The organism is Streptomyces sp. NBC_00461 (assembly GCF_036013935.1).
Taxonomy (GTDB): Bacteria; Actinomycetota; Actinomycetes; order Streptomycetales; family Streptomycetaceae; genus Streptomyces.
On sequence record NZ_CP107902.1, the window covers coordinates 10138842 to 10164481 of the forward strand.

Below are 25640 nucleotides of genomic sequence, written 5' to 3' on the forward strand. Positions count from 1 at the left end.
AGCTGCTCAACACAGCTATTCACAGGGCAAGTTGGAGACCGCGCCGGCGTCCAGGCCACCGCGTGCCAGCCGCAGATGCCTTTCCGCAGGACCCGTCATGAGGTTGTGCCTCGCCGGAGTGGCTCAGGGGGAGCAGTGGCCACGGCATGGCGAGGGGGCGCACAGGCGGAGGGCATCGTGCGGGTGTGCGCCGGGCGGACGTGGGGGCGTGCACGATGGACCGGATGAACTGGGACGCGGACTTCGCACGGCCATAGAGATGGCAGAACAGCCGCTCAGCAGAGCACGGCGCGTCGGAGCGGAGCCACGGCGAGACGTCGACGGCCAGGACCAGCCGCCCATCAGGGAACCGCGGCAGCGGCAGGCTGGCCAGCACAGTCCGCAGCTGCTCGACATCGATGTGACCGTTGTTCAGGCCGCCGTACATCCCGCCGTGACCACGCCGGTGCTCAGGCATCAACGTCAGATCGACTGGCGACTTCACCGGGCCGTTCGCACACAGCACTGCGTCGGCAAAGCTCGAACCGTTCATCGCGCCGGGCGGTCAGACACACATAAAAGTCGCCCCGGAACCGGGACACGTGGGCCAACGCATCCCGTCCAGGCCCGGACCGGGGCAGAGCCATGTTCACAGCCTTCGCGCTGATCTGATCCCCATGGCCCGCATCACCGCGGCTCGCGCGACGCCGGCCGGTTCCTCGTTGCGGGGGAGGAGTTCGAATGCTGCGGGTCCGGACAGGCCCGCCGCGTCTACGTCACCGAGGTGGCCGGCAGGCGGCGGAACCTGACCCACGAGGAGGAGGCGGCGTTCTGGTCCTGGGCGACGGTGGAGGTGCTGCGGCACACCGGCATCCGGATCGAGGAGATGCTGGAGCTACGGGACATGGACGCCGTCGCGGACCTGTTTCGTGCCCGACGTGCGGGTGGGACGCGACGAATTCGGCCGCGCGGCGCTGCACCCCTGGTACACCGAGGCCATGCGAGCCTCGAGAACCACGATCCACCAGGTGACCAACCACATCGTGGACTTCGACGACGCGACCGCGCCAGAGGCGTCGTCTACTGCCGGGATCAGCTCGAACGGCTCTCCACCGGTCATTGGGAGGCCGGGTAACTGCAGCACTGGGACGACTACCTGCCCGTGGACGGCGAGTGGTGCTTCCGGCGGCGGAAGTTTCACCGCTGGTAGCTGGCGGACGCACTGTCCAGACCCGCACACGGCACCGGCGTGAACGACGGCAACGACCTGCTGGGCGCCCGCCAGCTGCCCGAGTCCTTCCCGACCTGGGCACCGTACTGGGGCTCCGCCGACAGCCACTCTCCCCACGCCTGACCGCCCATGCCTCCCGACGCGCGGATGACACTGCGCGGACCGCACCCGCCGGGCCGGGTCCGGAGGTGGCCCGGTCAGATCCCGCACCTCAACCAGTGCCCGACCCGCACGACCGCCTCAAAGCCCTGATCGAGGCATGGGAGCGCAGGCGGGCGAGTGCAGATGGGTCGATGCCGGCCAGCAGGCGCCAGGCGGTCGGTGTGGAGGCGACGGGGCCGAACACCGCCGCCTGGTCACGCAGTAGGGCCAGGGTCGCTATCGCTTCACCGCCGTCGGCGAGCTTGACCGCGAGATCGACCGCGATCCGGCCGGGATCGTGTCCGGTGCCACGCGGTCGTAGCCGGCGCAGTGCGTCCGTGAAGGCGCTGGTCAGGCCGGTGACATCGGCCAGCAGGCGGGATCACGGCGTGGCTGACCACCCCGTGACCGTCGGCCGACACGACGAGCTTGAGGCGCGACCGGGTAGGGGGCAGGCAGAAAGTGCCATCCTGCTGTGATGACAGAGACTTTCGACAAGCCTCATCTTCCCAGTTCAGAAGGCACTTTCGCCTTTCCGATCACGACTCGAACACTGCCGCAAGTGAAACGCGCAGGCTAGTGCCTTCGGAGCACCTCATGAGCCAGCCGCCCCCTCCCGGACAGCGTTTCGACGAACTCGGCAGCCTGCTGCAAGCCTATGCACAGACAGGCTTCACCTTCGCCGACACGGCGGAGACCCCTGGTCCCGGCCTGGCCTCGTATCTCAGGATCGCCGCGAGGGACCCTGAACGCGCGGCAACGGCGCTCCGTCAAATTGATGACCTACTCTCCGTCGGGCTCTTCTCCGAAGAGACTGCAGATGAAGTGGAAAACCTGCCGCACATCCGCCCGCCAACGGGGGCGAGCGTGGAGGATTGCCTGCGCATCGTCAGAGGCCATCTCTACCAGCTCCTGCAAGACCCATCCCGCGTCCCTTATGCGAACCCGCAGAACTCGTGGGAATGGAACAAGCGATTCCCTGCATTGAGTCAGCTGCTCGGAGCCTACTTTCATCGGGACTTCTCGTACATCTACGATTCACGCGATGAGGCTCTCGATGAGTACGTCAGCGAAGCCCTACCAGAAGACCGTGCACAGGCAGTGCAGGAGATGAGTGAACTCCTGGCCATGGCGTCCTCGGATCAGGAACTCGACACGGCAACTGAGGCGCTGGGGCTCGACCTTCTGCCGCCGCAAGGGATGTCACTCCGGCAATGGCTCGAGATGATCGGCCGCAGGGTCGCTTCGGCGTAGCAGCATGTCCCACCAGCCCCCGTAGCCTGCGCGTTCGAATACGCACAACGGTCGACGTCATCGCCGCCGCCTTCAACATCACCCAGCGCAAGGGTCGGCGGGCCGGTCTCCGTACATGCCCAGGGCTTCGGCGTAGTCGCGGCTTGAGTGGGTTTGCCCGATGCGTGCCGACGGTGGCCCGGACGCGGGACAGGCACGAGCTTCCAAGATCATGTGAGTGTCGAGTCCAGTGATCCCTGCGGAAGTCCGTGCCTCCGCCGTATCCTTTCCCATCCCGCCCGCCGTGGAGCGCGTCATGCCCGGCCCGCCGTTCTGCGACGAGGCGGAGACGGGGCGGCACGCGCAGGGCCGCTCCTCCTCACGCCAGTGCGTCGAGCCAGCCGTCGCCGGGTGGGGGGACGAAGAAGTATCCGCCTCCGACGGTGAGGGTGTATTTGGCCATGGCTTCGTCCTGCAGCCGGTGTTGGACGGCCTCGAAGCCTTTCTCCAGGTCGCGTTGGAAGCAGGAGAAGATCAGGCCCTGGTCGTCGGGGCTGCGTTGGTAGTTGTAGCCGCGCCGGACCAGGGGCGGGGGATGGCGTCGGTCGGGTGCTGCCCTGCGGACGTGGGCGTCAAGTGGTGTGATCTTGCCATCGGGGTCTGAGGTGAAAACCGCGCGCTCGTCGGCGGGGGTGCCATCGAGCCAGCGTCCGTCTCTGCGGCGGCCGATGATGTGTTCCTGGTCGTGGAGCGTGTCCCGGTCCCAGAAGTCGGTGGCGAGCCGGATGATCCGGATCACTTGGTAACTGCCTCCCACAGCCCAGGCCGGCTCGCCTTGGCCTGCCTGGACGGTGGCTCGTTCGGCGATTTCGGCGGGGGAGGCGGGATTTCCGTAGCCCTCGGTGAAGTGGAACGGGTTGCGGGCCAATCCTCTGCCACTCTCTGTGCGAATCTCAGGGCGCACGCCTTCCATGCGCCATCGCACTCGCCACTGGGGCAGCTTGCGCAGCATCTACTTGGCCGCTTCTTGCGCCGCATCGGCCGACGTGGCTGTGATCTGAATCAGAAGGTCGCCGTGGGACTGGGCCGGATCCAGAACGTCGCCGCCGAACACCGGCATTTGCTTGAGATGGCGGGGTCTGTCCGCAGATGCTGATAGTGCGCTTGCCCCCAGCGCCAACCAGGCAGCGATCTTGCCGCTGTTGACCGCTGCGACAACCGGGTGCGCAGCGTGCAGTGCCCGACCTCGCTGGTCTTCCCCCATCGCGATGTCGAGGGCTATCACCTGCGCATGCGGCAGGGGTGCTGCGCCCCGCAGATGGGCTGGCGCCTGGTCGGGATGCGTGGATTCGCTGCGCAGGGGTGCGATGCCGGCAACGGTGAGGCCGCCGGTACCGACTGCGGCAGCGGCGATCGAGGCGCGCAGCATGCGCCGTCTGCTTGTCGCGGTCACCGTTCAGCCTCACCCCGAAGAGGCCGACCGTCTAATCTCCGCCTGGTCAGCTCTGTGGTGACCTCAAGCAAATTACTCCACCCCCGCCATCAGAGCCTGTCGGACAAACCACCGTGTCCAGGAAGAGGCTGTAGGCCCACATGTCCTGGCTCTCGGGCGCGGCCCCGTCGCCCGAAATGATGCCTCGCAGGAGCCAGCCCGGTCCGTCGCAGCCCAGCATCCTGACCTTCATACGTCCGGACGGCTTGGCCACCGGGAGGTCGACGCGAAGCTCGACTCCCGCTGGACCGGCCCATTCCTGGGCCTGCCCGCCCGATGCCTTGATGCTGTCGCCCAACTCGCCGCGTACAGCACCCCAGTTCCGGCTCGCGCTACTCCTGAACGCCTGAAGCTGAAGCGCGGTGCTCCCGTGAACCACCGTCACAGCAACCGGCGCTCCACCGCCTCCCGCCTCCATCCGGATTTGGTCATGACTCGACGGCATAGGGATCCTGAGTCCTCCCAGGTCCATCAGGCTGACACCGGCCGGACCGACTTCACTCACATCCCACGGTCCCGTAGCTGTTCCTCGCGCTATCGGCATGAGCGGATCTCGAGCCTCCAAGACCTGGACCGACACAGACTCGGCATCTTCAAGCAGTTGATCGACTTGAAGATCCGTCAGCCCCGCCCTTTCGATCGCCGCGCGCAAGCAAGCCAGCACCTCCTCCATGGAGAAGCTCTCCTGCCCCATGGAACGATGGGCCGCCCCTATATCGCCCAGCAGAGCCGCCGTCAGGTTTTGGCTGCCAGGCTCGGCCGCGGTCCGCCTGTTGTGCGCAGCGGCTTCGAGATGGAGCAGGAGCTGGCACGCGGAGAGGATCACTCGGCCAGGTGTGAGTTCATTGCGGAGCGACAGGTCCGGATGATGCCCGTCGCCGACACGGCCGTCTCGACGGAAGTCCTCGATAGCACGCTTGGCCAGAAGCCGGACGCTATCCTCCATATTTTCTGGCATTCTGAATAATCCTCGCGATCACAATTGCTGCGGCGATGGCTACTTCTGCCGGTCCGTGTGCACAAGGAGCCACCGCTCCGTCGATCATCTTCTGACCCACCCCGGGACCCCGGGAGACGGTACTGGAACGTGTCCGCGCTTCGTCGATCATTTCCTCCGCAGCCTGCTGAGTCTTCCCGCCCTCCACGGAGCTGGGCTGGCGTCCGGTCGCGGGTGGAGGTGTCGCGCTGAAAGGCGACACCCGTGGTGGCCAGGACACCGGTACCCAGGGCAGCGGCGGCGATCGCGCCGCCGATAACTCTCCGTGTGCTGACCTGCTTCCCAGAAGGGGTGGCCGTCGGTGGCGGTGATGGTGCCGGTCTTGGTTCCGGCGAGCCCGTCGGTGTCGAGGGTGATGTCGACGAGTTGTTTGTCGCCGTCTCCCTTGATCAGAGCGGTGACTTTGCGGGGTCCTGTGTCGCCGGTTTCGGGGTCGGTGGCGAGTATGGTGTCGCCGACTTCGACGTCCTTGATGGGTTTGCGGGTGCCGTCAGCCATCAGCACGGGGGTGTCGCCGGTGAAGCTGTTCGGCAGAGAGCAGCTGCCGAGCTTGGAACCGAGTCTGCCCTCGAACATGGCGCCGAGGCCTTCGCCGAGCATGCCGGACAGGCAGCCGATGGCGGCGGATTGGCCGACCTGGCCCCAGTTGACCTTGCGGCCCGACAGGCGCTGGGTGAGCCAGTCCAGGCCGCCGTCCATGAGGCCGCCGGCGACGCAGCCGGCGATCATGGGGTTGTTGCCGGTCGGGTCGGTGTAGGTGGTGGGGGAGGCGAGGGCGTACTGGACTGCCATCAGCCGGGTGCGGTCCGCGTTCGCGGCCACCGGCACACTGCGGCGCGCATGCCGGAGCTCGCCGGGGGTGGCGGGCCTGGCCAGAATGATCTCGACCGCGTGCGGCATCACCGTCGACCCCCCTGTCGTGCACGGTTTGCAGGCCCGGGACGTCGGCCGGGGGCGGGCAGGCGGGCGTGGATGTATTCGTGGTGGCGCAGCGGGTCGAAGGGCTCCCACTCGGCCACCGCCAGGTCAGCGGCCGTGGGCGGAGCCGCATGCTGCGGGCAGCGCTGGGCACGCCAGCGCAGCTGCTCGGCGTAGGGGAGGGGGCCGAGGTCGTAGACGGCCATGACGTCAGCGGGCAGGGCCAGTTGACCGTTTTCCGCGGTGGCCGGCATGAGCGTCCAGGTGCCGCCCGGGGTGCCGGGGGTGAGCAGCCTGGAAAGAATCACCCAACCCCGACCCCGACCCCGACCGCGAGGCGAAGCTGGACCGGATAGAGGAGGTCCTGCACCGTTTCCCGGACCGGGTGTTCGCCTTCGACGAAGTTCGGCCCGCTCGGAATCCGGCCGACCGCAGGCTCGTGCTGGGCCAAACGCAAACACCCTGACCGGCAGCCGGCCACCTACCACCGCACCCACGGGGTGCGCTACTTCCACGGCTACTACTCGGTCGGCGACGACCGCCTGCGGGGCGTCAACCACCGCAAGAAAGGTGCCGCGAACACGCTGGCCGCGCTGAAGCCGATCCGCGCCGCCCGGCCCGACGGCGCACCTATCTACGTGATCATGGACAACCTGTCTGCCCACAAGGGCACCGACATCCGTCGCTGGGCGAAGAAACACAAGGTCGAGTTGTGCTTCACCCCGACCTACGCCTCGTTGGGCGGCGGTCAGGGAGTGTGGGTATGCGTCTTTCTGCATGAAGTTCCGGAATGCTGCCGGTGGGTCGCTCAGTGCGGGGGCGGGTGTCCGGTCAGGCTTTCTGGTGTGCAAGATCCTTTCGATTGGGCTGTCTTCTCCTGGCCGGGGCCGTTTCTGCCTCTAGGGGTGGAGGTCGGTGGCTTGGGTGAGGAGGTGGGCGGCGGTGTGGTGGCGGCTGTGGGGGCGCAGGAGTTGGCGCATGGTGTCCAGGTGCCGGGTGGCGCGGGCGGAGTGCAGCAGGGGGTAGGTGTCGAGGAAGGCTTGCCAGTGCACGGTGGCGGCGTCGAGGTGGCCTTGGGCGAGGAGGGTTTCGGCGAGGCGGGCTCTGGTGAGGGTGGTGGCGCGGCGTTCGTCGGGGGTGCGGTGTCTCAGTGAGGCGGTCAGGGCCTGGACGGCCTCCCTGTGGTCGCCGAGTGTGGTGAGGATCTGGGCGCGCTGGTAGTGCAGGGCCCCGGTGGAGTAGGTGGTGAAGGGGCCGGGCGTGGCGTGTGTCTTGTCGTGGAGGCGTTCGGCGATGGTGAGCGTGTTCAGGGCGGCGTAGCGGTCGTGGTGGGCGCGTGTGACGGCGAGGTGGGTGTGGGTGTAGGCGCGCACCGCCGCGGGTGCGTGGCGGGTGGCGTCGGCGGCGCGTTCGGCGACGTGGTGCACGGCTGGGGTGTGGTGGCCGAGCTCGTGGGCGTGCGCGGACAAGGCGCGCAGGGCGATGGCGAAGGCGGTCATGTCGTCGGCGTCGGCGGCCAGGTGGGCGGCGGTGCGGTAGCAGTGCTGGGCGAGCGCGTCGGCGCCGCAGTCGGCGCCCATCAGGCCGAGGAGTGTCGTTAACTGCGATGCCTGGGTGAGTAGTTGGCGGTGGATGGTGTCGGTTGCGGGGGCATGGACCCAGCCGGTGACGCTGTGGCTGAGGTAGTAGTTCAGGACGGGCTGGACGTGGCCCGCGCCGTGGTCCTCGGCCGCTTGCGCGAAGAGGCGGGCCATGGTCTGCATGTGGTCGACCTCCGCACGCCCGACACGGCCATTGCGGCCGGTGCTCGACGAGGGGCCATGCCGCGTGGCTGCCTTGGGGCGGGCGAGGTCTGCCGCCTCCGGGACGGCGAGAGCGGTCAGGGTGAAGACGCCGGCGGCCAGGTGATGGCGTCGGCTGGGGCCGGTGTCCGTGCTGGTGAGGATGGCGAGTTTGCGTAGCGGGTCGGCCTCCCAGGAAAGGCCGCTCATGGCGGTACGGGCTGGGGCGGAGGTCAGACCGGCGTCGTATGCGGTGATGGGCCTGCCCAGCCTTCGGGCCAGCGCTTCGAGCAGGAAGGCCGGTACGGGCGGCCGGGGTGTGGTGCCCGACAGCCAGCGGGAGACCGTCGACCGGTCGCAGGCCAGCTGCTGTCCGTGTTCGGCGGCTACCACCTTGACGGCCGCGGCGAGCTGAGCCGGACTCCAGTCGGCTTCCTCCATGAGGTGACGCAGACGGGTGTTGGGTGTTCTGGGCACGTCCTGCCTCTCTGGCTCCGGTCGGCCAGAGAGGCCCCCGTTTTCACAAAGGTTCAAAGTTGCACTGGTTGCAGCGGATCCACCGCCTCGCCCCCCTGTGCGGCCCAAGCCCGGGTGACTGTACTGGATGTACCCGGCAGCCAAGCGCCCCCAACAACGGGGTGTGGCTTGCTGGGTTCGTTCTGGCCGTACCTGACCTGGACCCGGCGATAGGGAGGTGCCCGATGGGCGCTCCGGCACGTGACCGCTTGGGCGTCACGGATCTGGCCGGCCTGTACGGCCCGGACGCGGTCCGGGACACACCAGCCGCAGAGCTCCCCGCTCTGGCCGCGCGGATCCGCCGGTTTCTGATCGAGAAGGTGTGTGCGTCGGGCGGGCATCTGGGCCCGAACTGGGGGTGGTGGAGCTGACCCTCGCCCTGCACCGGGTGTTCGACGCGCCCCGGGACACGCTCGTCTTCGATACCGGGCACCAGGCGTACGTACACAAGCTGCCGACCGGCCGCGCCAAGGAGTTCGACGGTTTACGCCGGTCTGGCGGGCTATCCGGATCCCCGTCCCGAAGTGAATCGGTGCATGACCTGGTGGAGAACTCCCATGCCTCCACCGCCCTTTCCTACGCCGACGGCCTGGCCAAGGCGCGCGCCCTGAACGGCCAGAGGGAGCGGGCGGTCGTGGCGGTCATCGGCGATGGGGCGATGACCGGCGGCATGGTGTGGGAGGCACTGAACAACATCGGCGGCGCTCCCGACCGGCCGGTGATCGTGGTCCTCAACGACAACGGCTGTTCCTACGCCCCCACCACCGGGGCCCTGGCCCAGCACCTCACCGCCCTGAAGCAGAGCGGAGGAGCCGAGGCGTGCCAGAACCTGTTCACCGAGCTCGGCTTCACCTACTTCGGGCCCATCGACGGGCACAACACCAGCCAGATCGAGGCCGTTCTGCGGCGGGCGCGCGCCATGCGCCGTCACGTGGTGGTGCATGTGATGACCGTCAAGGGCAAGGGCTACGATCCGGCCGAGCACGATGAGGCGGACTGCCTGCACGGGGTGGGCACCGTCGATCCGGCCACCGGTCGCCCCGCCGCCCTGAGTTCCGCCGAGCCACGGTCGTGGACGAGTGTGTTCGGCGAGGCTCTCGTGGAGGCGGCGGCCGAGCGTGAGGAAATCGTCGCGATCACCGCTGCGATGCTGCGGCCCACCGGCCTGCACCCGATGGCCGAACGCTTCCCCGACCGGGTCTTCGATGTCGGCATCGCCGAACAGCACGCGGTCACCTCCGCGGCCGGTCTGGCGATGGGCGGCTTCCACCCCCGCTTCGCCTTACCCCGGCAACTGACCGCCCCCGACGGCCAGACGGGCACCACGTGAACGGCCGGGACAAGGCCGAAGAGGCAATCGAGCGGGGGCTGAGCTACCTCTCCCACCAGGTCGAAGGCAGGGGTATGCCGGCTGCCCAGCTTGCCACCGACCGTCTCTTTCATCATTGCTGCTCAGGCACCGAGGCCCGCGCGCGCGTGCTGCGACAGTTCGGCATCGACCTCGGGTTCAATCCGGCAGACGAGGCGTTCTCGGCCATGCTCGCCTTGTCAGTGCTGCCGGCACCTTGCCTGAGTCCCACGGCTGGTGCTGCGCTGGTCCGGCAGGTCGACAGCAGCCGCTGGCAGCACAGGTTCCGGTTCTTCCCGGCCGTCGGCCAATTCGCCGCCGATACCGACTGTACGGCTCACGCCGCCAGCGGCCTGTCCGCGCATGGCGCCATGCCCCGGCACAGGCTGCATGCCGTTGTGCGGGAACTGGGCGACGCAGCCGCCCCGCCCGCAACGGGATCCACCGAAAGGGGCCGTCGCCCCGGCCTGCATCCCGGGGTTGTGATGGTCTACTGGGACGATGGGGCCGAGCCGGGCGCCACACCCAGGGGACGCAAGCACGACCCCGTCGTCTGCGCCAATGCCCTGCACACCATGAGCCTGGCCACACCATCAGCGCTCACCGAGAATTGCCACCGGACCATGGCAGCCACCCTGGACTACGTCAGAGAGCATCTCGACTCCGGACGCTACCGGCACGGAACGCGCTACTACCCCTCACCCGACGCCTTCCTCCACGCGGCATCGCGCCTGTGCCTGCACACCACCGCACACATCGCCCCACTCACCGACGCCTTGCGGACCGCCCTCGTCCAGCGTGAGGCATACCTCACCACCCAGGAGGCAGCGGATGATCCACTCCAGTTGGCCCTGCGAACCATCGCGGCCAACAACCTTGCCCACACACACGCACAAGACGAACGGCGCGCCGCTCTCGTACGCCACCAACGACCCGATGGCTCCTGGCCCGCCCGCCCCTACTACCGCCTCGGTCGTGTGCCCCTGTACTTCGGCTCGCCACAGCTGACCACTCTCTTCGCCCTCGCAGCCCTGCACCCCCACAACCCACCACGCCGTGCCGCCGCCCTTCCACACACCGGCCAGACCAGTAAGGCACTGACACAATCTGAGGAGCCGCGATGAGTACCGATCTGCTCGCCCCGTACCGCATGATCAATCAGCGGCACCGTGACCTCACTCGGGAACTGCTCGCCTGGTCCCTCCGGCTGTGCTCTTGCGGGCAAGGCGCCGCCTGGCATGCCCAGACGGCCTACGTTGCGGCCACCTTCGAGACTTGTGGCGCACCATCCGATGCGACCCTGGACGAGAGCCTGCTCGGCGGGAAGTACATCGTCTTCTTCCTGTGCCTGGATGACGGTCCGACGGACCAACTGGCCAATCTGGAGCAGGAGCTGCGCAGTGGTCGCCCGGCGGCGAGTGGTGAGTGCGGCGTCCTGTGTCATGCGCTGCTGGACGAGATGAACAAGCGGGCCCTGGACACCCAGCAGTTCACGACTGAGCTTGCGGACTTCTGCTCCGCCATGGCCACGGAAGCCCAGCACGATGTCCGCACCATGACCGAGGAGCAATTCCATGCCCTGCGGCGGCAGACCATCGGCAACCAGCCGTACATCACCTGCTGGCGGGCTATCCGCGGCTTGCCCGTTCCCACCCCCGGGTCCGAAGCACAGGAGTTCAACGAGCTCGCGGTGGAGGCGGTCTACCTGGTCAACGATCTGGCGTCGATCACCAAGGATGAGGAGGAAGTACTGAAAGGAGCCGCTAACGCCTACGTGACATCCAACTGGGTCCTCTTCCACGCCCGGTCTCCAGGCGAACTGCATACCGCAATTGACACGGCCATCACGCGATACAGCCGCATCGTCGACACATTCGTCCACGCACCCCAAACGCCATTCGCATCCCTCTTGTCCAGCATCGTGGACGGCAACCTGGACGCACACCTCAGTCTGACCAGCATGCGCTACCCCGGATCGGCGCAAATCTTACGCGTACTCCCACATATCGGATCCTGAAGGCACCTCAGGAGCCCCGCCGAAGCGCGCCGGGAAGGCAAGAGGGGCTTGCGCACCGCTCACGACGAAGCACGTGCAGGACGGGCGTCTGCCATCGCCCAGGAACAGCGGGCTGAGGGCTCACCTCCGGCTCATCCACGTGAAAGTGCAGTTCAGTGCCATGCTGCGACCCGATGGGGGCGCCCTCTCAAGACGCGGCCGGCCGTCCGCCGAGTGGCGGCAGGGTAGCAATACATCCCAGGTCTTAGGGAGGAGCGGAACCAGCCGTACGTCGGAAAGGCTCACGTCGATTCGATGTAACCGCAGATAATCTCTCTGATGGAGATCCTTGCTGTGTGAAGTATGGACAACGCCGCCTGCGCACCCTATAAATACATCCCATGTTCCAGGTCCTTGTTGTTACAGGCCGGACATCTCCTCGACGCTTCAAGGCAGGGGCTGACATGGCCATGACGGATCAACGTGGCTTCGCAAGCAGAAAGCGCGGGGCGGGATGGCCGAGTTGACGACTGCTGGAGACGTGGGCGACCAGGACGGCGATGCCTGGCCGTACTTGAGTGAGCGGGAACTCGCAGCCGGGGAGGCTTCGATGTCGAACTCGGCGATCGCCCGAGTCCGAGTATTCCAGCGCCGCGAATCGGCCCTGGGCACTCCTTCCGGGCGCAAGCCAATTGACTCAAAGGCGGCGTAACCAGGCCTAACCGGACGCGCCTTGCTCCCCGTGGTGGCGAACGTGCCGGCACATGTGGGCGAGCTTACTTTCATCGCCGGCTCATTTAGTGACGACATGAACTGCCAGGTGTCCGGACGGAAGCAAGTCGGTCGTCGATCGCATTCGCCACTCCAGCGTGCACAACCAGGCCTTGCCCGGCCGGCGGATGGGAGCGCTCTCATTTTCAGATCCGACACCGAGAGGTACTCATGCACGAGCACAGGCCACCACCGCGCCGGAGACGGTTCGCGCAATTGTTCGCATCTGTCGTAGCGCTGCTCGCCGCGGCCCTTGCGGCGCCGCAATCGGCGTCCGCCACGACGGTGTCGGACATCAACGGGTCTACCGCGGGCAACGCCGCGATCAGGTCGGTCGACCTGGCCGGAACGTGGAGCTTCACGCCGAAGGGCCGCGCGGCGACGTCGATCACCGTGCCCGGCGGCGGTTGGTACAAGCAGGGCTTCACCGACGTGAACGAGGCGACGTACTCGCGCACCGTGACCGTGCCGGACACGGGGCAGCCGCAGTCGGTGTGGATCGAGTTCGGCGCGGTGAACCATCAGGCGACGCTGTCGGTGGACGGGCAGGTGGTCGCCACCCAGACCACCTCCTTCACGCAGTCGAACTTCGACATATCCGCCTTCGCCGCCCCTGGCACCACCCACACGATCAGCGTGAACGTCAAGGGCCGCTATGCCCTGATGAACGGGAGCCGGACCCTGGTTCCCGACGCCGCCCAGTGGTCCGAGGCGATCCCCCAGGGCATCTACCGCTCGGCGTTCCTGCGCGTGTATCCGGCGGTGTACGTCAGCGACGCGTTCGTGCGCACCTCCGTGGCCAACCAGACCCTCAGCTACGACGTGTCCGTGACGAACAGCTCCGGCAGTTCGCGGTCGGTGACGCTGACCGGCACGCTGGCCTCGGACAACAGCACGTCGTTCAACTACCCGTCGCTGCCCAGCAAGACGGTCACCGTGGCCGCCCACTCGACCGCCAAGGTGACGGTCGGCCCGGTGGCGTGGAACCTCGGCTCCTCCTCCTACTGGTGGCCGAACGTGCCCTACCGCTCCGGGTACCGCGCCCAGCTGCACCAGCTGTCGGTGCACGCGTCCACCGACGACGGCCGCACCAGCGACGCCTCCTACCGGTTCGGGTTCCGGGAGACCACCCAGAACGGCGAGTACTACTACCTCAACGGCGTGCGCGTGAACTTCCGCGGTGACAGCCTGCAGGGCGCGGACTACGACCGGATCGACAACGGCGGCAAGGGCGACGCCTATGACACGCTGCCCGGCTTCCTCCCGCCGTCCACGGGCAACGGCGGCTGGCCGCAGGCGGTCGACAACTATCAGCGGCTCAACTACAACGTGGTCCGCATCCACCAGGAGCCGGCCAGCCCGTACATGCTCGACGTGGCCGACGAGATGGGCCTGATGGTCATCGACGAGACCGCGATCCGCGGCACCTGCAGCTGCCAGGACTTCGTCGCAGGGCACGACAACATGGTCAACCACGCCCGGGCGCTGACGCTGCGTGACCGCAACCACCCGGCGATCATCCGCTGGAGCCAGAGCAACGAGGCGGACTACAGCAGCTTCGACTCCGAGTCGTTCGAAAAGGACCTGTACGCGGCGATGAACGGCAACGACGGCACCCGGCCGATCAGCGTCGACACCGGCTCGGCAACCAACCCGTACCCCAACATGCTGAACGGCAACTTCGCCGTCTACTCCCACTACATCGACGGCATCGGCAAGTACGGCGAGGCGCGCGCCAACCTGACCGGCCGGCCCGACGGTGAGGGCGAGTACGTCTGGGACAAGTCCAACACCAAGCAGGGCTTCGAATGGTTCGCCACCGCGACGATCGCCAAGCGCGCCAAGGACGCCAGCGACCTGCGCCCCTACACCCTGCTGTCCGGCTGGGCCAGTTTCGTGCCCGGCGTGAAGAGCACCGACTTCGTCCCCGAAGAGGGCGGCCATCCCGTCTACGGCGCGGACAACCTGTCCGACCCGTGGAGCAACCCGCAGATCCAGCGGATCCAGGCCGCGTTCAACCCGGTCGCCGCCGTCGACCTGCCGTACTGGTCGGCCTCCGGCCAGTCGGACACCAACGGCACCTTCCCGCTCCCGCAGGCGGTGGACACCTACTCCTTCAACAAGACCGTCACCCGGAACATCACCGTCTTCAACGACGATCTCAGCGGTACCTCCGTCGGCCTCAACTGGAAGGCGCGACTCGACAAGCCCGACGGCACGGTCATCGCGTCCGGAAGCGAACCCCTCACCATCCCGCTCGGCTCCCGGGTCAGCCAGCCGATCTCGTTCACCACGCCCGCCAGCGGTAACCGCGTCTACCTGGAGCTGTCGACCACGAAGTCGGGCAGCACCACGTTCACCGACTCGGTCGAGTACCTCAACCTGGGCAACCCGACGACCAGTGTGGACGACGCCGCCACCGCGGTGACCTACACCGGCAGTTGGAGTCACGCGAGCGACGAGAGCGGCCCGTACGCCGGCACGAACTCCTACAGTGACGTCACGGGCGACAAGTCGACGCTGAGCTTCGTCGGTACCGGCGTCACGCTGCACGCCGTGACCGCGCCCAGCCACGGCATCGTGGGCATCTCCATCGACGGCGGGGCGGAGACGCTGGTCGACGAGTACTCGGCGGACCGTACCGGCGACGTCGCGGTGTGGACCAGCCCCCGGCTCGCCTCCGGCACGCACACGATCAGCGTGCGTGTCACTGGCACCCAGCGGGCCGCTGCGACGCACGACTGGGCCACCGTTGACCGCTTCGAGATCGCCAACCAACCCAAGGAGGGCACGAACTACCGCATCGTCAACCGCAACAGCGGCAAGCCGCTCGCCGTGGCCGGCGGGTCGACCGCGGACGGCGCGCTGGTCGTCCAGACGGCAAATGGCGGCGCCTGGACCATCGACGCCGCTCCCGGGGGCGCGTACACACTGAAGTACGTCAGTAGCGGCAAGGCGCTCGATGTCGACGGCTACTCCTCGACCGTCGGGCTCCAGCTCCAGCAGTGGACACCCACCGGCGGCACCAACCAGCAGTGGTACCTGCGGCCCACGGGCGACGGGTACTTCACCGTCGTCAGCCACGACAGCGGGCTGGTGGCGGACGTGTACGGCTGGGACACCGGCGACGGCGCCAAGGTCGTGCAGTACACATCCGGCGGCGGCGCCAACCAGCAATGGAAGCTGATACCGGCGTGATCCTTTCACGACCATCACCCGCATCCTGACGGCTGCGGAACCCGACGTGCGGTCGGCCGGGCACCCGGCCGACCGCACGCCTCTGTCCCCGTGGACATACAGCAACGACCCGAACAGTGTGGGGCGGCCCCAGGGCCAGGGGTGTTGCAAAGTCCGGTGATCTTGTAGTTGCGCTGGTCAGGCGATGCCCAGGAGGGCGAGCGGGCGGGTGAACGGCTCGTAGGAGACGTGCCGGATGCCAGCGGCGATGTTGCGGTGTCCAGCGGCGCGGAGGGTGTTGATCGCCAGGTTGCGCAGGGCCGCCATGTTCTCGGGTCCATGGCCGGTGCGGATCTTCGAGGCGTCCTCGGCGAAGGTGGTGTCGCGGACGAAGTGCAGCCGGTTCTCGATGGTCCACTGCGACCTGGCGAGTTGGCCCAGGCGCTGGGGCGAGGCCTGATGCGAGGTCAGGTCCGTGATCGCGTAGACGGCCTGGCGGCTGATGACACCGGTCGTGAGATTCGTGCGGTAACGCAGGATGCGCACGGCCTGGGCGGCGTGCGGGAAGTCCAGGCCGAGGTCGGTCACGGTGAGGGCTCTGGTCGCCCGGGTTTCCCGGCGGCCGTGGCCGATCTCGCGGTCGTAGCGGCGGGCGGTGACGTCCTTCCACGGCAGCGATCGCAGCCGGCGGTGCAGCTCGGGCTGGTTGGCCTTGACCACCAGCAGGTAGTGCGCCTTCTTCTCCTCCACCAGGAAGCACGCGTGGGCGCGCTGGGTGTGCAGGGCAACGGCCGTGACCGTGACCCCCGTCAGGTCGAAGGGCGCCAGTAGCGCGGCGAAGCAGGTGATCTCATTAGTCTTGTCAGGCACCCGCAGTTGGGTCACGGTCCGGCCGTCGCCGGTCATCGCGGCCAGCAGGTGGGCCGCGGGCGTCTGGCCGCGTCGGGAGCCGCGGGCGGTCTTGCCGTCGATCGCCACCGAGTCCGAGCCGGCAGGGGCAGCGCCGGTCAGATCGGCCAGACCACCGGGGCACACCAGACCGACAACCCTCCGAATCGTGGCGGCACTCGGCGCGACGCGTACGCTCAACGCCCCCGCGACCCGGGCACCCAGGCGGGCCAGGGCATGCTGCGGCGCGTTCGCGGACCACTGGCCGATGGCCGTATATGAGCGTGCTCCGGCGACCACTGCCGAGGCGGCAACCAGCAGCACCGCCACGAACGGGTGACGCACCCCTCGGCGCCGACGCGGATCCGGCAGCAGCCGCAACCGCTCCACCAGCGACAACCCCGCCATGCCCTCCAGGGTGGGCGACTTGACCAGACAGACGGTGGCAGACTGACGACACATCGAAGCTCCGGCGGTACGAGGCGACTTGGGAAGGTCACCCCGTTCAACCGGAGCTTCGTTGCGTTTGTGACGGCCTGGCCCGCCCCCCCCTTGGACCGCCGCGACCTACTGACTCACGTGATCACCGGACTTTGAAATGCCGCTCGGTTGACAATTGGCGAGAGCCGGGATGCATCCGAGCGATCGGCTCCGCGGTCAGTCCGTGACCGCTCGGTCAGGTTTCGGTGGGTCGCGCGTCACTCGGCGTCGGGCCCGGCGAGGGGTGGACGGCTTCACGCTCGGTGGCGGCCTGGTGGAGGAGCATCACCTGGTAGCCGCCGACCCGCTCGGGTTCCTGGCCGGTGAACCGTGCGACCACGGTGCCGTCGGGTGTGGTGAGGGTGCGGCTCGTTCCCGATTGGCGGTACTCGCCGCTCCCCGACTCCCAGGCCTCGCTGGTGATGGTGATGTCCGACCAGCGGATGGGGCGCATGGTGTGGCTACTGCCGATCACGAGGCCGTCTTCGAAGCAGTAGAGGCGCTCCAGGCGGCCTCCTCGGCGTCGCTCGAAGCGGGGCCACAGGGCGAGGCCGGCCATGCCCAATCCCATGAACAGCCCACCGGTGATGAGTACCTCGTCGGGCCAGAGCGGGGCACCGAGGACCAGCAGGTAGCTGGAGGCTCCGAGGAACAACAGGCCCATCGTCATGAAGAACCCGTCGCCGACTGTGGACTTCGGGACCGCGAAGCCCTGGTAACGGCCCAGGGCGCCGGCGGCTCCCACCGCCAGCGCCGCCTCGTGTTCGCTCATGTGCCCCTCCCCGCCTCCACGGCCCGCCCCCGTCGTGCGGGGTCCCGCCCTTTCCTGGGGAGACGATGGGGAACGCGTGGGGGTTCCGCGACCAACGTGGCACGCCCCGCCGCGGAGGTGGATGCCTCCACCGCCATGTTCCCCGGCCCGGGGGCGCGCAGCAGGCCCTACGCTACGGGACAGCAGCAGGACGCGACCGGGGGCGACGTGAGGAGTACGCAGAAGGGCATGGCCGAGTGGGGCTATGAGCTGTTCATGGAGCGGTACCGCGAGCGGCGCTACGGCCTCGCTCGGGAGGGTGATGCCGGAAAGGGCGTCCTCCCGGGCGGATTCGCACCGTGTTTGGTAACCCTGTTCCGGTTGCTGGCGTCACGGGACGCGGATGGTGCCCGCGAGCCCGTTCCGTTGTGGCATCTCAGGGCACTCGCCCGGACCGGTCACCTCGCGCGTGCGGCCGAGCTGGCGTTCACGATCAGCGACGAGCCCAAGCAGGGCGAAGCGCTGCTGGCGCTGGTGGAGGAGGCGGCCGGCGCGGGAGACCTGCTCGGGGCCCAGGCGCTGGTCGACTCGATCCGTGTGAGGGACTGCCACGATCGTGCCCTGGTCGCGCTGGTGCCGGCGTGGGCCAGGGCCGGTGAACTCGACCGAGCCCTCGCGCTGGCGGAGCGGGTCCGCTATCCGCACAACTGGAGCATCACCTGGGCCCTCCTGGCGAAAGCACTGGCGGACACCGGGGACTTCCGCCGCGCGCTCGACTTCGCCGACCGCGCCGCGGGCAGTGCGTCCTCACGGGTGCTCACCCTCCTTCTCGACGTGGCCACCGCGGCCGGCGACCACGTCCGGGCCGGTGACCTCGTCGACCGTCTGGAGGACCTCGCCCGGGGACCCGACGCTCGGGGGTACGACCGGGGCGGGCCGCGGCCGCTGACGGCGATCCTGGTCCCCGAGGTCGGCCGCGGCGACCTGGACCGGCTCGACGCCCTCCTGCGCCGTCCGGGCATATCGCCCCTCTACCCCGCAGTCATGGTCGACGTGCTGGAGGCGGCTTCTGAGACCGCCGAAGTGGACGTGGTCCTTGCGCTGGTGGAGCGGACGCAGACACTGCTCGACGCCTGCAGCCCCACCTCCTGGCACGCCGACGACCTGCGGACGGCGGCGGCGCTGATGCTGGCCCGGCACGGTCGGGTCGAGTGGGCCATGGCCTTCGCCGACGCGATGAACGCCCCCCACCGCCGTGCGGGTTGGCAGGCGGAGATCGTCGGGGAGCTGGCCCGCGGCGGGGACACGGGCCGGGCCGAGACGCTCGCCCACGCGATCACTGACCGACGGGCACGAGCCAGAGCACTGATCGCCGTGGTCGAGGAGTTGGCCCGGCGCGGGGAGACGGACCGAGCCCAGGCGCTCACCCGGGCGATCCCCGACCTCTGGGCGCGGGGGCACGCACTGGTCCCCGTGGTCGAGGAGTTGGCCCGGCGCGGGGAGACGGAGCGGGCCGAGGCGCTCGCCGACACGATCGCCTTCCGCGAGACACGGGACCGCGCCCTGTTCGTCGTCGCGGGGCTGGCCGCGCCGTCCGACGCCCGCAGGCTCGCCGCACGACTCGCCGCGCTCGGCGGCTGGTACGGGATCACCGGTCTCCTGGAACAGTTGGCACCCCAGGGGATAACAGCGGTCACCGATGCCTTGACCGCGTGACCCGTGACGGCGTAACGGTGGGCCCCCGGGACCGGTCACCCTGGGCCGCGGCAGGAGAGCGCCTCGCACGCTCCTGGGCATCGCCTCACCAGGGCAACTACAAGATCACCGGACTTTGCAACACCCCTGGCCCCAGGGCCCTCGCCCCGCCACGCACCTTGCCCCCGGCAAAAGAGGCCGTATCCGGCCCAAGGGCGACACTTTCGGAAAGCTGAAGCGCTTCCCGCAAGAGAGTTTCGATACTACGGTCGCGCAAGATCCAGATCTTATTCCCGATCATCCGGAGGGTCGCGCATGTCCGCGCGCTACTTCGAAAGCTTCGCACCCGGCAGCGGCAGGCTCACGCCTCGCTCGGCCCTCGACTCCGACGCCCCCAGGCTCGACCTCGACGGTGCGTGGGCATTCCGGTTCTCGACGACGCTGCGTCCGGAACCGGACGGGTTCGAGGACCCGGAGTTCGACGACGGCTCCTGGGACCGGCTGCCCGTGCCCTCGCACTGGCAACTGCACGGCTACGGGCGGCCCGTCTACCTCAACATCTCCTACCCGATCCCGGTGGACCCGCCCTTCGTCCCGGACGAGAACGAGACCGGGGACTACCGCCGGGTCTTCGACCTGCCCGCCTCCTGGGAGGGCAGCCGTGCCGTGCTGCGCTTCGAGGGGGTGGACTCCTGCGCCCGGATCTGGCTCAACGGCCGCGAGCTGGGCGTGACGTACGGCAGCCGCCTGCCCGCCGAGTTCGACGTGACCGCGGTGCTGCGGCCGGGCCGCAACGTGCTTGCGGTCCGGGTGCACCAGTTCTCCGCGGGCAGTTACCTGGAGGACCAGGACACCTGGCGCCTGTCGGGCATCTTCCGGAACGTCTGGCTCCAGGCACGTCCCGCCGGCGGGGTCCGGGACGTGTTCGTGCACGCCGGCTACGACACCGTCACCGGCGAGGGCCGACTGCGTGTGGAGGCCGACGCGGAAGCGCCCGTACGGATCAGCGTTCCCGCCCTCGGCGTCCACGACCGACCTGTCACCGACGAGTTCGTCTTCCCCGCGGTGCGTCCCTGGAGCGCGGAGGACCCGCAGCTCTACGAAGCGGACCTGGCCACCGACAGCGAGCGGGTGCGCATCCGGTTCGGGTTCCGCACCGTCGCCGTCGGCGAGGACGGCGTGCTCCGGGTCAACGGCCGCCGGGTGGTGCTGCGCGGGGTCAACCGGCACGAGTTCGACCCCGACCACGGCCGCACGCTGTCCCTGGACACCATGCGCCGCGACGTGGAGCTGATGAAGCGGCACAACATCAACGCCGTACGCACCGCCCACTACCCGCCGCATCCGGCCTTCCTCGACCTGTGCGACGAACTGGGCCTGTGGGTCATGGTCGAGTGCGATCTGGAGACCCACGGCTTCGAGCATGCCGACGAGGAGCGCTGGCAGCGCAACCCCTCCGACGACCCGCGCTGGCACGACGCCTTCATGGACCGCGTCGAGCGCACCGTCGAACGGGACAAGAACCATCCGAGCGTCATCATGTGGTCGCTCGGCAACGAGGCCGGGGACGGCCGCAACCTGCGCGCCATGGCCGAGTGGGTCCACCGCCGGGACCCGTCCCGCCCGCTCCACTACGAGGGCGACCGGCTCGGCGAGTACACCGACGTGCACGCCGAGATGTACCGTCCACCCGCCGCCGTCGCGAGGATCGGCCGCGGCCTGCTGCTGCCGGGTGAGATCTCCTACCCGGCCCGCCCCGGCTCCGGCGATCCGGCGGACGACCCGCGCAACCGCAAGCCATACCTGCTCACCGAGTTCGCGCACGCGATGGGCAACGGCCCCGGCGGACTGGCCGAGTACGCGCAGCTGTGGGACGAGTACCCGCGGTTGCAGGGCGGCTGGGTCTGGGAGTGGATGGACCAGGGGCTGCGTACCCGCGACGCACAGGGCCAGGAGCACTTCGGATACGGCGGCGACTTCGGCGAGGAGCTGCACGACGGCAACTTCATCTGCGACGGCCTGGTCTTCCCCGACCGCAGCGCCTCCCCGGGTCTGCTGGAGTACGCCAAGGTGATCGCGCCCGTGCGCATCGGCCCGGGCCCGCAGCCGGGCACGCTCGCGGTGGAGAACCACTACGACGTGCTGGACCTGTCCCACCTGCGGTTCACTTGGTCGCTGGAGGGGGACGGGACCGAGCTGGCCCGAGGGGTGCTGCCCACTCCCGAGGTGACGGCCGGGGAACGCGGCCGGCTGCCGGTGCCCCCGCTCGACCCGTCGGCGCGGGACGAGGGCGGCGAGCTCTGGCTGACCGTCCAGGCGGAGCTCGCCAAGCCCGCCGACTGGGCGGCCGAAGGGCACGCGGTCGCCTGGGGCCAGCTCCAGCTCTCCTCGGCCGGCCGCCGCCGCCCGACCGGCGCTCCGGTCGCGGCCCGCATCGCGGGCGAGCACGTCCTGCTCGGCCCCGGCCGCTTCGACCGGACCACCGGCAGCCTGCTGCGCATCGGCGCGGCGGCTGTGCGAGGACCGCGGTTGAACCTGTGGCGGGCCCCCACGGACAACGACCTGGGCTGGAGCCAGCGCGATGCCGCCTACTGGAAGGGGCGGGGCCTGGACCGGCTGCGGCACCGCACCGTCTCCGTCGAGACCGGCCCGGACGGCCTGACCGTCGTCGTGCGCAGCGCCGCCGCCGCGGCCGTCTGCGGCTACCTGACCACCTACCGCTGGGACAGCGACGGGGAGCGCCTGCGGGTGCGGGTCGAGACCGAGCCGGTCGGCCACTGGCCGGAGCGGGGCGACGACTTCGCCGACACCATGGTGGACCCGGAGCTGCCCCCCGAGGAGTACGCGGAACAGGTACGCCGGGACAAGTCCCGCTCCCTGGCCCGTATCGGCCTGGACTGGGAACTGCCCGAGGACTTCTCGCACGTGGAGTGGTTCGGCACGGGCCCCGGTGAGGCCTACCCGGATTCCCGGCAGGCGGTCCGCGTCGGTCGTTTCCGCGCCACGGTGGACGAGATGCAGACGCCCTATGTACGCCCCCAGGAGAACGGCAACCGTGCGGACGTCCGCTGGGCGGCCATCGGCGACGGGGCCGGCCGCGGGATCCGCGTCGAGGGCGGGGAAGTCTTCCACCTTGCCGCGCGACGCTGGACCGACCGTCGGCTCGACGCCGCCCGGCACCAGCACGAGCTGATCCCGGACCCGGTGGTCCACCTGCACACCGACCACGCCGTCCAGGGCCTGGGCACTGCCGCGGTGGGCCCCGGCGTTCTGCCGCCGCACCGGCTGGAGCTCGGGCCGGCCCGATTCACCTTCGTACTCACGCCCCTCGGCTCGGTGTGAAACCGAGAACAGTACGCCGTACCTGCTCACCAACGACTCAAGATCACGATCTACGGCTGGAGTACTTACTCCAGCCGTAGATCGTGATCACGGATGGGAAGGTCAGGCCCGGGACGCTCCGAGGAACCGCAGCACGGCCAGGACGCGGCGGTGGTCCGCGTCGACCACGGGCAGGTCAAGCTTGGCGAAGATGTTGTTGATGTGCTTGGCCACGGCGCTTTCGCTGACCACCAGCGCCTGCGCGATGCCGGCATTGGAGCGCCCCTCGGCCATCAGGCCGAGCACCTCCCGTTCGCGGGGGGTCAGCCGCGCGAGCGGGTCGCTGTCGCGCCGCAGCAGTAACTGGGCGACGACCTGCGGGTCCAGGGCCGTGCCCCCGTCCGCCACTCGCCGGACAGCCGCCACGAAGTCGGCCACATCGGCTACCCGCTGCTTGAGCAGGTAGCCCACACCGCTGGTGTTCGCAGACAGCAGGTCAGCCGCGTACCGTTCCTCCACGTACTGCGAAAGCAGCACCACCGGCGTCCCCGGCCAGCGCCGACGGATCTCCATCGCCGCCCGCACCCCCTCGTCGGTGAAGCCGGGCGGCATCCGGACGTCGATCAAGGCGAGTTCGGGCCGGTGCTCCGCCACTGCCGCCAACAGCCCCTCCGCGTCGCCGGCTTCCGCGGCGACCTGGAACCCGCCCATCTCCAGCACCTTGATCAGGCCGACCCGCAACAACACCGAATCCTCGGCGATCACCGCGCGCACGGCAGCTCCGCGGTGATGGTGGTGGGCCCGCCAACGGGGCTGCTGACGTGGAAGGCCCCGTCGAGGGAGCCGACCCGCTTGGCCAGCCCGGTCAGCCCCGTGCCGGCGGCGGCGTCGGCACCGCCCAGCCCGTCGTCGGTAACGCGCACTCGCAGCACCTCGCCGACCTGACGGACTATCACCTCTGCACGCATCGCGTTGGCGTGCTTCGTTGCATTGGTCAGCGCCTCAGAGATCACGAAGTACGCGACTGACTCCACGTTGGGCGCCACCCGCTCCTCCAGATTGACCCGCAGCCGCACCGGCAGGGGCGTGCGGGCGGCCAGCCCGGACAACGCCGCGTCCAGACCTCGGTCTTCGAGCACGGCCGGGTGCAGCCCCCGCACCAGGTCATTGAGTTCGGCGATCGCCTCCTTCGCCTCCAGGTGCGCTCTCGCGATCACCTCGCGGGCATCACTCGGCAGGTCCGGGCGGGTGGCAATGGCCAGACCCAGGTTGACCGCGAGAGACACCAACCGCTGCTGGGTGCCGTCGTGCAGGTCGCGCTCGATCCGGCGGCGCTCCGCGTCGACGGCCTCGATCAAGTCGGTCCGGCTCACGGCCAGCTGATCGACCCGCTCCTGGAGCCGCTGCGCCCGGCTGGGCCCGAGCAGGCCCAACGCCAGCCGCGCCTCGGCCCGGGCTACTGCCCGCGCGGTCCAGGGCAGGGCGCACAGGAGGAGGAGTCCAGCCGCTGTGTAAGCCGGCAGCTGGGTCAGGTAGCCGAACCAGTCCTGGCGGATTGCGGTTGGCAGCGCCCATGACCAGGCGTAGGCGATGACGCCCGCCAGGCACGCCGCTGCCACCGCGAGCACCAGCAGCTCCAGCAGCGCGAGCAGCGGGCCCAGCAGGAGGTGGTAGCCGATCTTGCGCCAAGGCCGCGTCGCCGCGAGCCACCGGGCGGTCGAGGCCCACGTCCATTGTTCCGGCGCGGTGGGGGTGAGCCGGGGGACGTCCACACCGATGAGTACCCGGTGGCGAGCCCGCTGAACGGCCGTCAGCACCGGGGTGCCGAGCAGGACCAGGGCGGCCGACATGGAAACCGTAAAGAGCCAGTTCCCCGTCCTGGCGGTAGTCGCCGCCGCCCAGGCCCACACGGGCACCAGCGCCAGGTGCGGCAGCACACCAGCGGCAAGAAAGCCGGTGTCCCGCTGCGCCCGGAGGACCGTGCGTCTCAGTCCAGCTGGAATCGTCACGGCACGACGCTAGGGCACCGCAGGAGGACGGTGCCATGAAACCTGTACCCGATCTCATGGTGAACCTAGTACCAGCTGTAGATCTTGATCTTGGCCTGTGGGCGGACAGCATCTCGGGTCGGTAGGTCGGCTTCTGCCGGCCGCTGGCAGGTGGACCGGGCCCGGTGGAACAGGCACTATGCCCCGGTGAGCATCGTCATCAAGTTCTTCGTGGCACCGGACGCCGAAGCTGCCGCTGCTGTCGCGGAGGGTGGTCCCGACGGGGTCTTCGAGTCCCTGACCTTCGGCAACTTCGATGTCGAGGAGGCTCTGATCGAGTGGGAGGGCATCTTCACCGGTCGGGGCTTTGAGGAAGTCCTTGACGACGATGTTCCCGAGACTGGTGTCGACCCGGACGACGGCGAGGGTCCGCTCGTCCTTGCCGTCTCCGGCACCCTTCGAGATGCCCTGTGCACTGCCGTCGAGCACCGGCTCGCTGAAGTCAGCCGGCTGTGGGTGGCCGAGCGGGCGGCAGACGGCGAGGTCTTCGACCCCGAGATCGCCGTGTGGATCCTGAGCGGCGTGGCCGACCTGGCCCGTGCCGTCCGCGAGGGAGACGAGAACCTGTACTGCTGGGTGGCGTAGAAAGGGCACGGCCACCGTTGATCATCGTCGGTTGTGTGGACAGACGAAGATCAGCCGATGGCCGTGGGCCACAACGCAGACCCTGCCCGGTGGCAGCCGGTGTTCGACGACCTGATGGCGGGTGTCGGCGTACACCTGAACGTCCCCACCCGCGTACGGATGAACGCGGCCGTTCCTGAGACGGTGAGGAACGCTGGCGGGCACTCTGCTGCGTAGTCGGTGTGTGGCGGCAGGGGGTGGTCGGCGGTGGTCTTGGATCCGCGTCGCTGGTCGGAACTACGACGGTTTCGGG

The 25640-nt window shown here is 68.9% G+C and carries 20 protein-coding genes and 4 pseudogenes; 11 read left to right on the forward strand and 13 right to left on the reverse strand.

Going from position 1 to position 25640, the window contains the following annotated elements; all coding sequences use genetic code 11:
* Positions 1-223: 223 nt before the first annotated feature.
* From OG870_RS46830 to OG870_RS46840, 3 genes and pseudogenes are all read right to left on the reverse strand, one after another.
* A pseudogene (locus tag OG870_RS46830) lies at positions 224-626 on the reverse strand (transposase); the annotation flags it as partial.
* 124 nt (positions 627-750) lie between these two features.
* A complete protein-coding gene (locus OG870_RS46835; RefSeq protein WP_266528498.1) occupies positions 751-885 on the reverse strand; it encodes a hypothetical protein in 135 nt (44 codons plus the stop codon).
* Between the two features lie 587 nt (positions 886-1472).
* A pseudogene (locus OG870_RS46840) lies at positions 1473-1806 on the reverse strand (IS1380 family transposase); the annotation flags it as partial.
* A 142-nt stretch (positions 1807-1948) separates the two neighbouring features.
* On the opposite strand from OG870_RS46840, the gene OG870_RS46845 reads away from it, so the two are divergent.
* Positions 1949-2605, forward strand: coding sequence for a contact-dependent growth inhibition system immunity protein (locus tag OG870_RS46845; RefSeq protein WP_327692273.1), 657 nt, complete (start codon positions 1949-1951; stop codon positions 2603-2605).
* A gap of 358 nt (positions 2606-2963) precedes the next feature.
* Here OG870_RS46845 and OG870_RS46850 read toward each other — a convergent pair whose 3' ends face one another.
* From OG870_RS46850 to OG870_RS48375, 3 genes are all read right to left on the reverse strand, one after another.
* Positions 2964-3596, reverse strand: coding sequence for a Dyp-type peroxidase (locus OG870_RS46850; RefSeq protein WP_323178522.1), 633 nt, complete (start codon positions 3594-3596; stop codon positions 2964-2966).
* On the reverse strand, positions 3597-4013 hold the full coding sequence (locus OG870_RS46855; protein WP_323178523.1) for a Dyp-type peroxidase domain-containing protein: 417 nt from the start codon (positions 4011-4013) through the stop codon (positions 3597-3599).
* A 70-nt stretch (positions 4014-4083) separates the two neighbouring features.
* The gene (locus OG870_RS48375) at positions 4084-4770 is read right to left on the reverse strand and encodes a DUF3710 domain-containing protein (protein ID WP_443063476.1); all 687 of its coding nucleotides are present in this window, start codon (positions 4768-4770) and stop codon (positions 4084-4086) included.
* Here OG870_RS48375 and OG870_RS46860 point away from each other — a divergent pair.
* The gene (locus OG870_RS46860; protein ID WP_327692274.1) at positions 4678-5043 is read left to right on the forward strand and encodes a hypothetical protein; all 366 of its coding nucleotides are present in this window, start codon (positions 4678-4680) and stop codon (positions 5041-5043) included. The two genes, OG870_RS48375 and OG870_RS46860, sit on opposite strands and share 93 nt — an antisense overlap.
* Before the next feature lie 138 nt (positions 5044-5181).
* Here OG870_RS46860 and OG870_RS46865 read toward each other — a convergent pair whose 3' ends face one another.
* The gene (locus OG870_RS46865; protein ID WP_266528507.1) at positions 5182-5973 is read right to left on the reverse strand and encodes a Hint domain-containing protein; all 792 of its coding nucleotides are present in this window, start codon (positions 5971-5973) and stop codon (positions 5182-5184) included.
* Positions 5973-6299 (reverse strand): hypothetical protein, encoded by a 327-nt coding sequence (locus OG870_RS46870; protein WP_266528509.1) that lies wholly within the window; start codon positions 6297-6299, stop codon positions 5973-5975. Before OG870_RS46870 ends, OG870_RS46865 begins: the two co-directional genes overlap by 1 nt.
* Here OG870_RS46870 and OG870_RS46875 point away from each other — a divergent pair.
* Positions 6287-6728, forward strand: a pseudogene (locus tag OG870_RS46875) (transposase); the annotation flags it as partial. The gene OG870_RS46870 and the pseudogene OG870_RS46875 overlap by 13 nt on opposite strands.
* Positions 6729-6890: 162 nt before the next feature.
* Here OG870_RS46875 and OG870_RS46880 read toward each other — a convergent pair.
* On the reverse strand, positions 6891-8249 hold the full coding sequence (locus OG870_RS46880) for a helix-turn-helix domain-containing protein (RefSeq protein ID WP_266528512.1): 1359 nt from the start codon (positions 8247-8249) through the stop codon (positions 6891-6893).
* 224 nt (positions 8250-8473) lie between these two features.
* On the opposite strand from OG870_RS46880, the pseudogene OG870_RS48380 reads away from it, so the two are divergent.
* The 5 genes and pseudogenes from OG870_RS48380 to OG870_RS46900 all read left to right on the forward strand — a co-directional run.
* Positions 8474-9180: pseudogene (locus tag OG870_RS48380) on the forward strand (1-deoxy-D-xylulose-5-phosphate synthase N-terminal domain-containing protein); the annotation flags it as partial.
* 54 nt (positions 9181-9234) lie between these two features.
* Positions 9235-9618, forward strand: a complete 384-nt coding sequence (locus OG870_RS48385; RefSeq protein WP_405664146.1) for a hypothetical protein — start codon at positions 9235-9237, stop codon at positions 9616-9618.
* Positions 9615-10760, forward strand: coding sequence for a hypothetical protein (locus tag OG870_RS46890; RefSeq protein WP_266588211.1), 1146 nt, complete (start codon positions 9615-9617; stop codon positions 10758-10760). The genes OG870_RS48385 and OG870_RS46890 overlap by 4 nt, the downstream gene beginning before the upstream one ends.
* Entirely contained in the window at positions 10757-11653 is an 897-nt protein-coding gene (locus tag OG870_RS46895; RefSeq protein ID WP_327692275.1) for a terpene synthase family protein, read from the forward strand. Before OG870_RS46890 ends, OG870_RS46895 begins: the two co-directional genes overlap by 4 nt.
* A gap of 966 nt (positions 11654-12619) precedes the next feature.
* Complete coding sequence (locus OG870_RS46900; protein WP_327692276.1) at positions 12620-15601, forward strand: RICIN domain-containing protein; 2982 nt, start codon at positions 12620-12622, stop codon at positions 15599-15601.
* Between the two features lie 177 nt (positions 15602-15778).
* Here OG870_RS46900 and OG870_RS46905 read toward each other — a convergent pair whose 3' ends face one another.
* The gene (locus OG870_RS46905; RefSeq protein ID WP_266588217.1) at positions 15779-16930 is read right to left on the reverse strand and encodes an ISAs1 family transposase; all 1152 of its coding nucleotides are present in this window, start codon (positions 16928-16930) and stop codon (positions 15779-15781) included.
* 214 nt (positions 16931-17144) lie between these two features.
* Complete coding sequence (locus OG870_RS46910) at positions 17145-17720, reverse strand: hypothetical protein (RefSeq protein ID WP_266588219.1); 576 nt, start codon at positions 17718-17720, stop codon at positions 17145-17147.
* Positions 17721-17816: 96 nt separating this feature from the next.
* Between OG870_RS46910 and OG870_RS46915 the strand changes: the two genes are divergently transcribed.
* Together OG870_RS46915 and OG870_RS46920 are read left to right on the forward strand one after the other, a co-directional pair.
* Positions 17817-19415, forward strand: a complete 1599-nt coding sequence (locus tag OG870_RS46915; RefSeq protein ID WP_266588221.1) for a hypothetical protein — start codon at positions 17817-17819, stop codon at positions 19413-19415.
* A 294-nt stretch (positions 19416-19709) separates the two neighbouring features.
* The gene (locus tag OG870_RS46920; RefSeq protein ID WP_266588223.1) at positions 19710-22736 is read left to right on the forward strand and encodes a glycoside hydrolase family 2 TIM barrel-domain containing protein; all 3027 of its coding nucleotides are present in this window, start codon (positions 19710-19712) and stop codon (positions 22734-22736) included.
* 102 nt (positions 22737-22838) lie between these two features.
* Here the strand turns inward: OG870_RS46920 and OG870_RS46925 are convergent, their stop codons facing one another.
* Both OG870_RS46925 and OG870_RS46930 read right to left on the reverse strand, forming a co-directional pair.
* The gene (locus tag OG870_RS46925) at positions 22839-23489 is read right to left on the reverse strand and encodes a response regulator (protein WP_143600460.1); all 651 of its coding nucleotides are present in this window, start codon (positions 23487-23489) and stop codon (positions 22839-22841) included.
* On the reverse strand, positions 23477-24724 hold the full coding sequence (locus tag OG870_RS46930) for a sensor histidine kinase (RefSeq protein WP_266928013.1): 1248 nt from the start codon (positions 24722-24724) through the stop codon (positions 23477-23479). Before OG870_RS46930 ends, OG870_RS46925 begins: the two co-directional genes overlap by 13 nt.
* Before the next feature lie 186 nt (positions 24725-24910).
* Between OG870_RS46930 and OG870_RS46935 the strand changes: the two genes are divergently transcribed.
* On the forward strand, positions 24911-25348 hold the full coding sequence (locus tag OG870_RS46935) for a hypothetical protein (protein ID WP_266588229.1): 438 nt from the start codon (positions 24911-24913) through the stop codon (positions 25346-25348).
* Positions 25349-25640 lie beyond the last annotated feature (292 nt).

Excerpts from the sequence above, each read along its gene's own strand:
- OG870_RS46835 (WP_266528498.1), bottom strand. The coding sequence starts at position 885 with ATGTCCCGTAGCTCCAGCATCTCCTCGATCCGGATGCCGGTGTGCCGC.
- OG870_RS48385 (WP_405664146.1), top strand. The coding sequence starts at position 9,235 with ATGACCGTCAAGGGCAAGGGCTACGATCCGGCCGAGCACGATGAGGCG.
- OG870_RS46905 (WP_266588217.1), bottom strand. The coding sequence starts at position 16,930 with ATGTGTCGTCAGTCTGCCACCGTCTGTCTGGTCAAGTCGCCCACCCTG.
- OG870_RS46845 (WP_327692273.1), top strand. The coding sequence starts at position 1,949 with ATGAGCCAGCCGCCCCCTCCCGGACAGCGTTTCGACGAACTCGGCAGC.
- OG870_RS48375 (WP_443063476.1), bottom strand. The coding sequence starts at position 4,770 with ATGGGGCAGGAGAGCTTCTCCATGGAGGAGGTGCTGGCTTGCTTGCGC.
- OG870_RS46850 (WP_323178522.1), bottom strand. The coding sequence starts at position 3,596 with ATGCTGCGCAAGCTGCCCCAGTGGCGAGTGCGATGGCGCATGGAAGGC.
- OG870_RS46865 (WP_266528507.1), bottom strand. The coding sequence starts at position 5,973 with ATGCCGCACGCGGTCGAGATCATTCTGGCCAGGCCCGCCACCCCCGGC.
- OG870_RS46910 (WP_266588219.1), bottom strand. The coding sequence starts at position 17,720 with ATGAGCGAACACGAGGCGGCGCTGGCGGTGGGAGCCGCCGGCGCCCTG.
- OG870_RS46920 (WP_266588223.1), top strand. The coding sequence starts at position 19,710 with ATGTCCGCGCGCTACTTCGAAAGCTTCGCACCCGGCAGCGGCAGGCTC.
- OG870_RS46855 (WP_323178523.1), bottom strand. The coding sequence starts at position 4,013 with ATGCTGCGCGCCTCGATCGCCGCTGCCGCAGTCGGTACCGGCGGCCTC.
- OG870_RS46895 (WP_327692275.1), top strand. The coding sequence starts at position 10,757 with ATGAGTACCGATCTGCTCGCCCCGTACCGCATGATCAATCAGCGGCAC.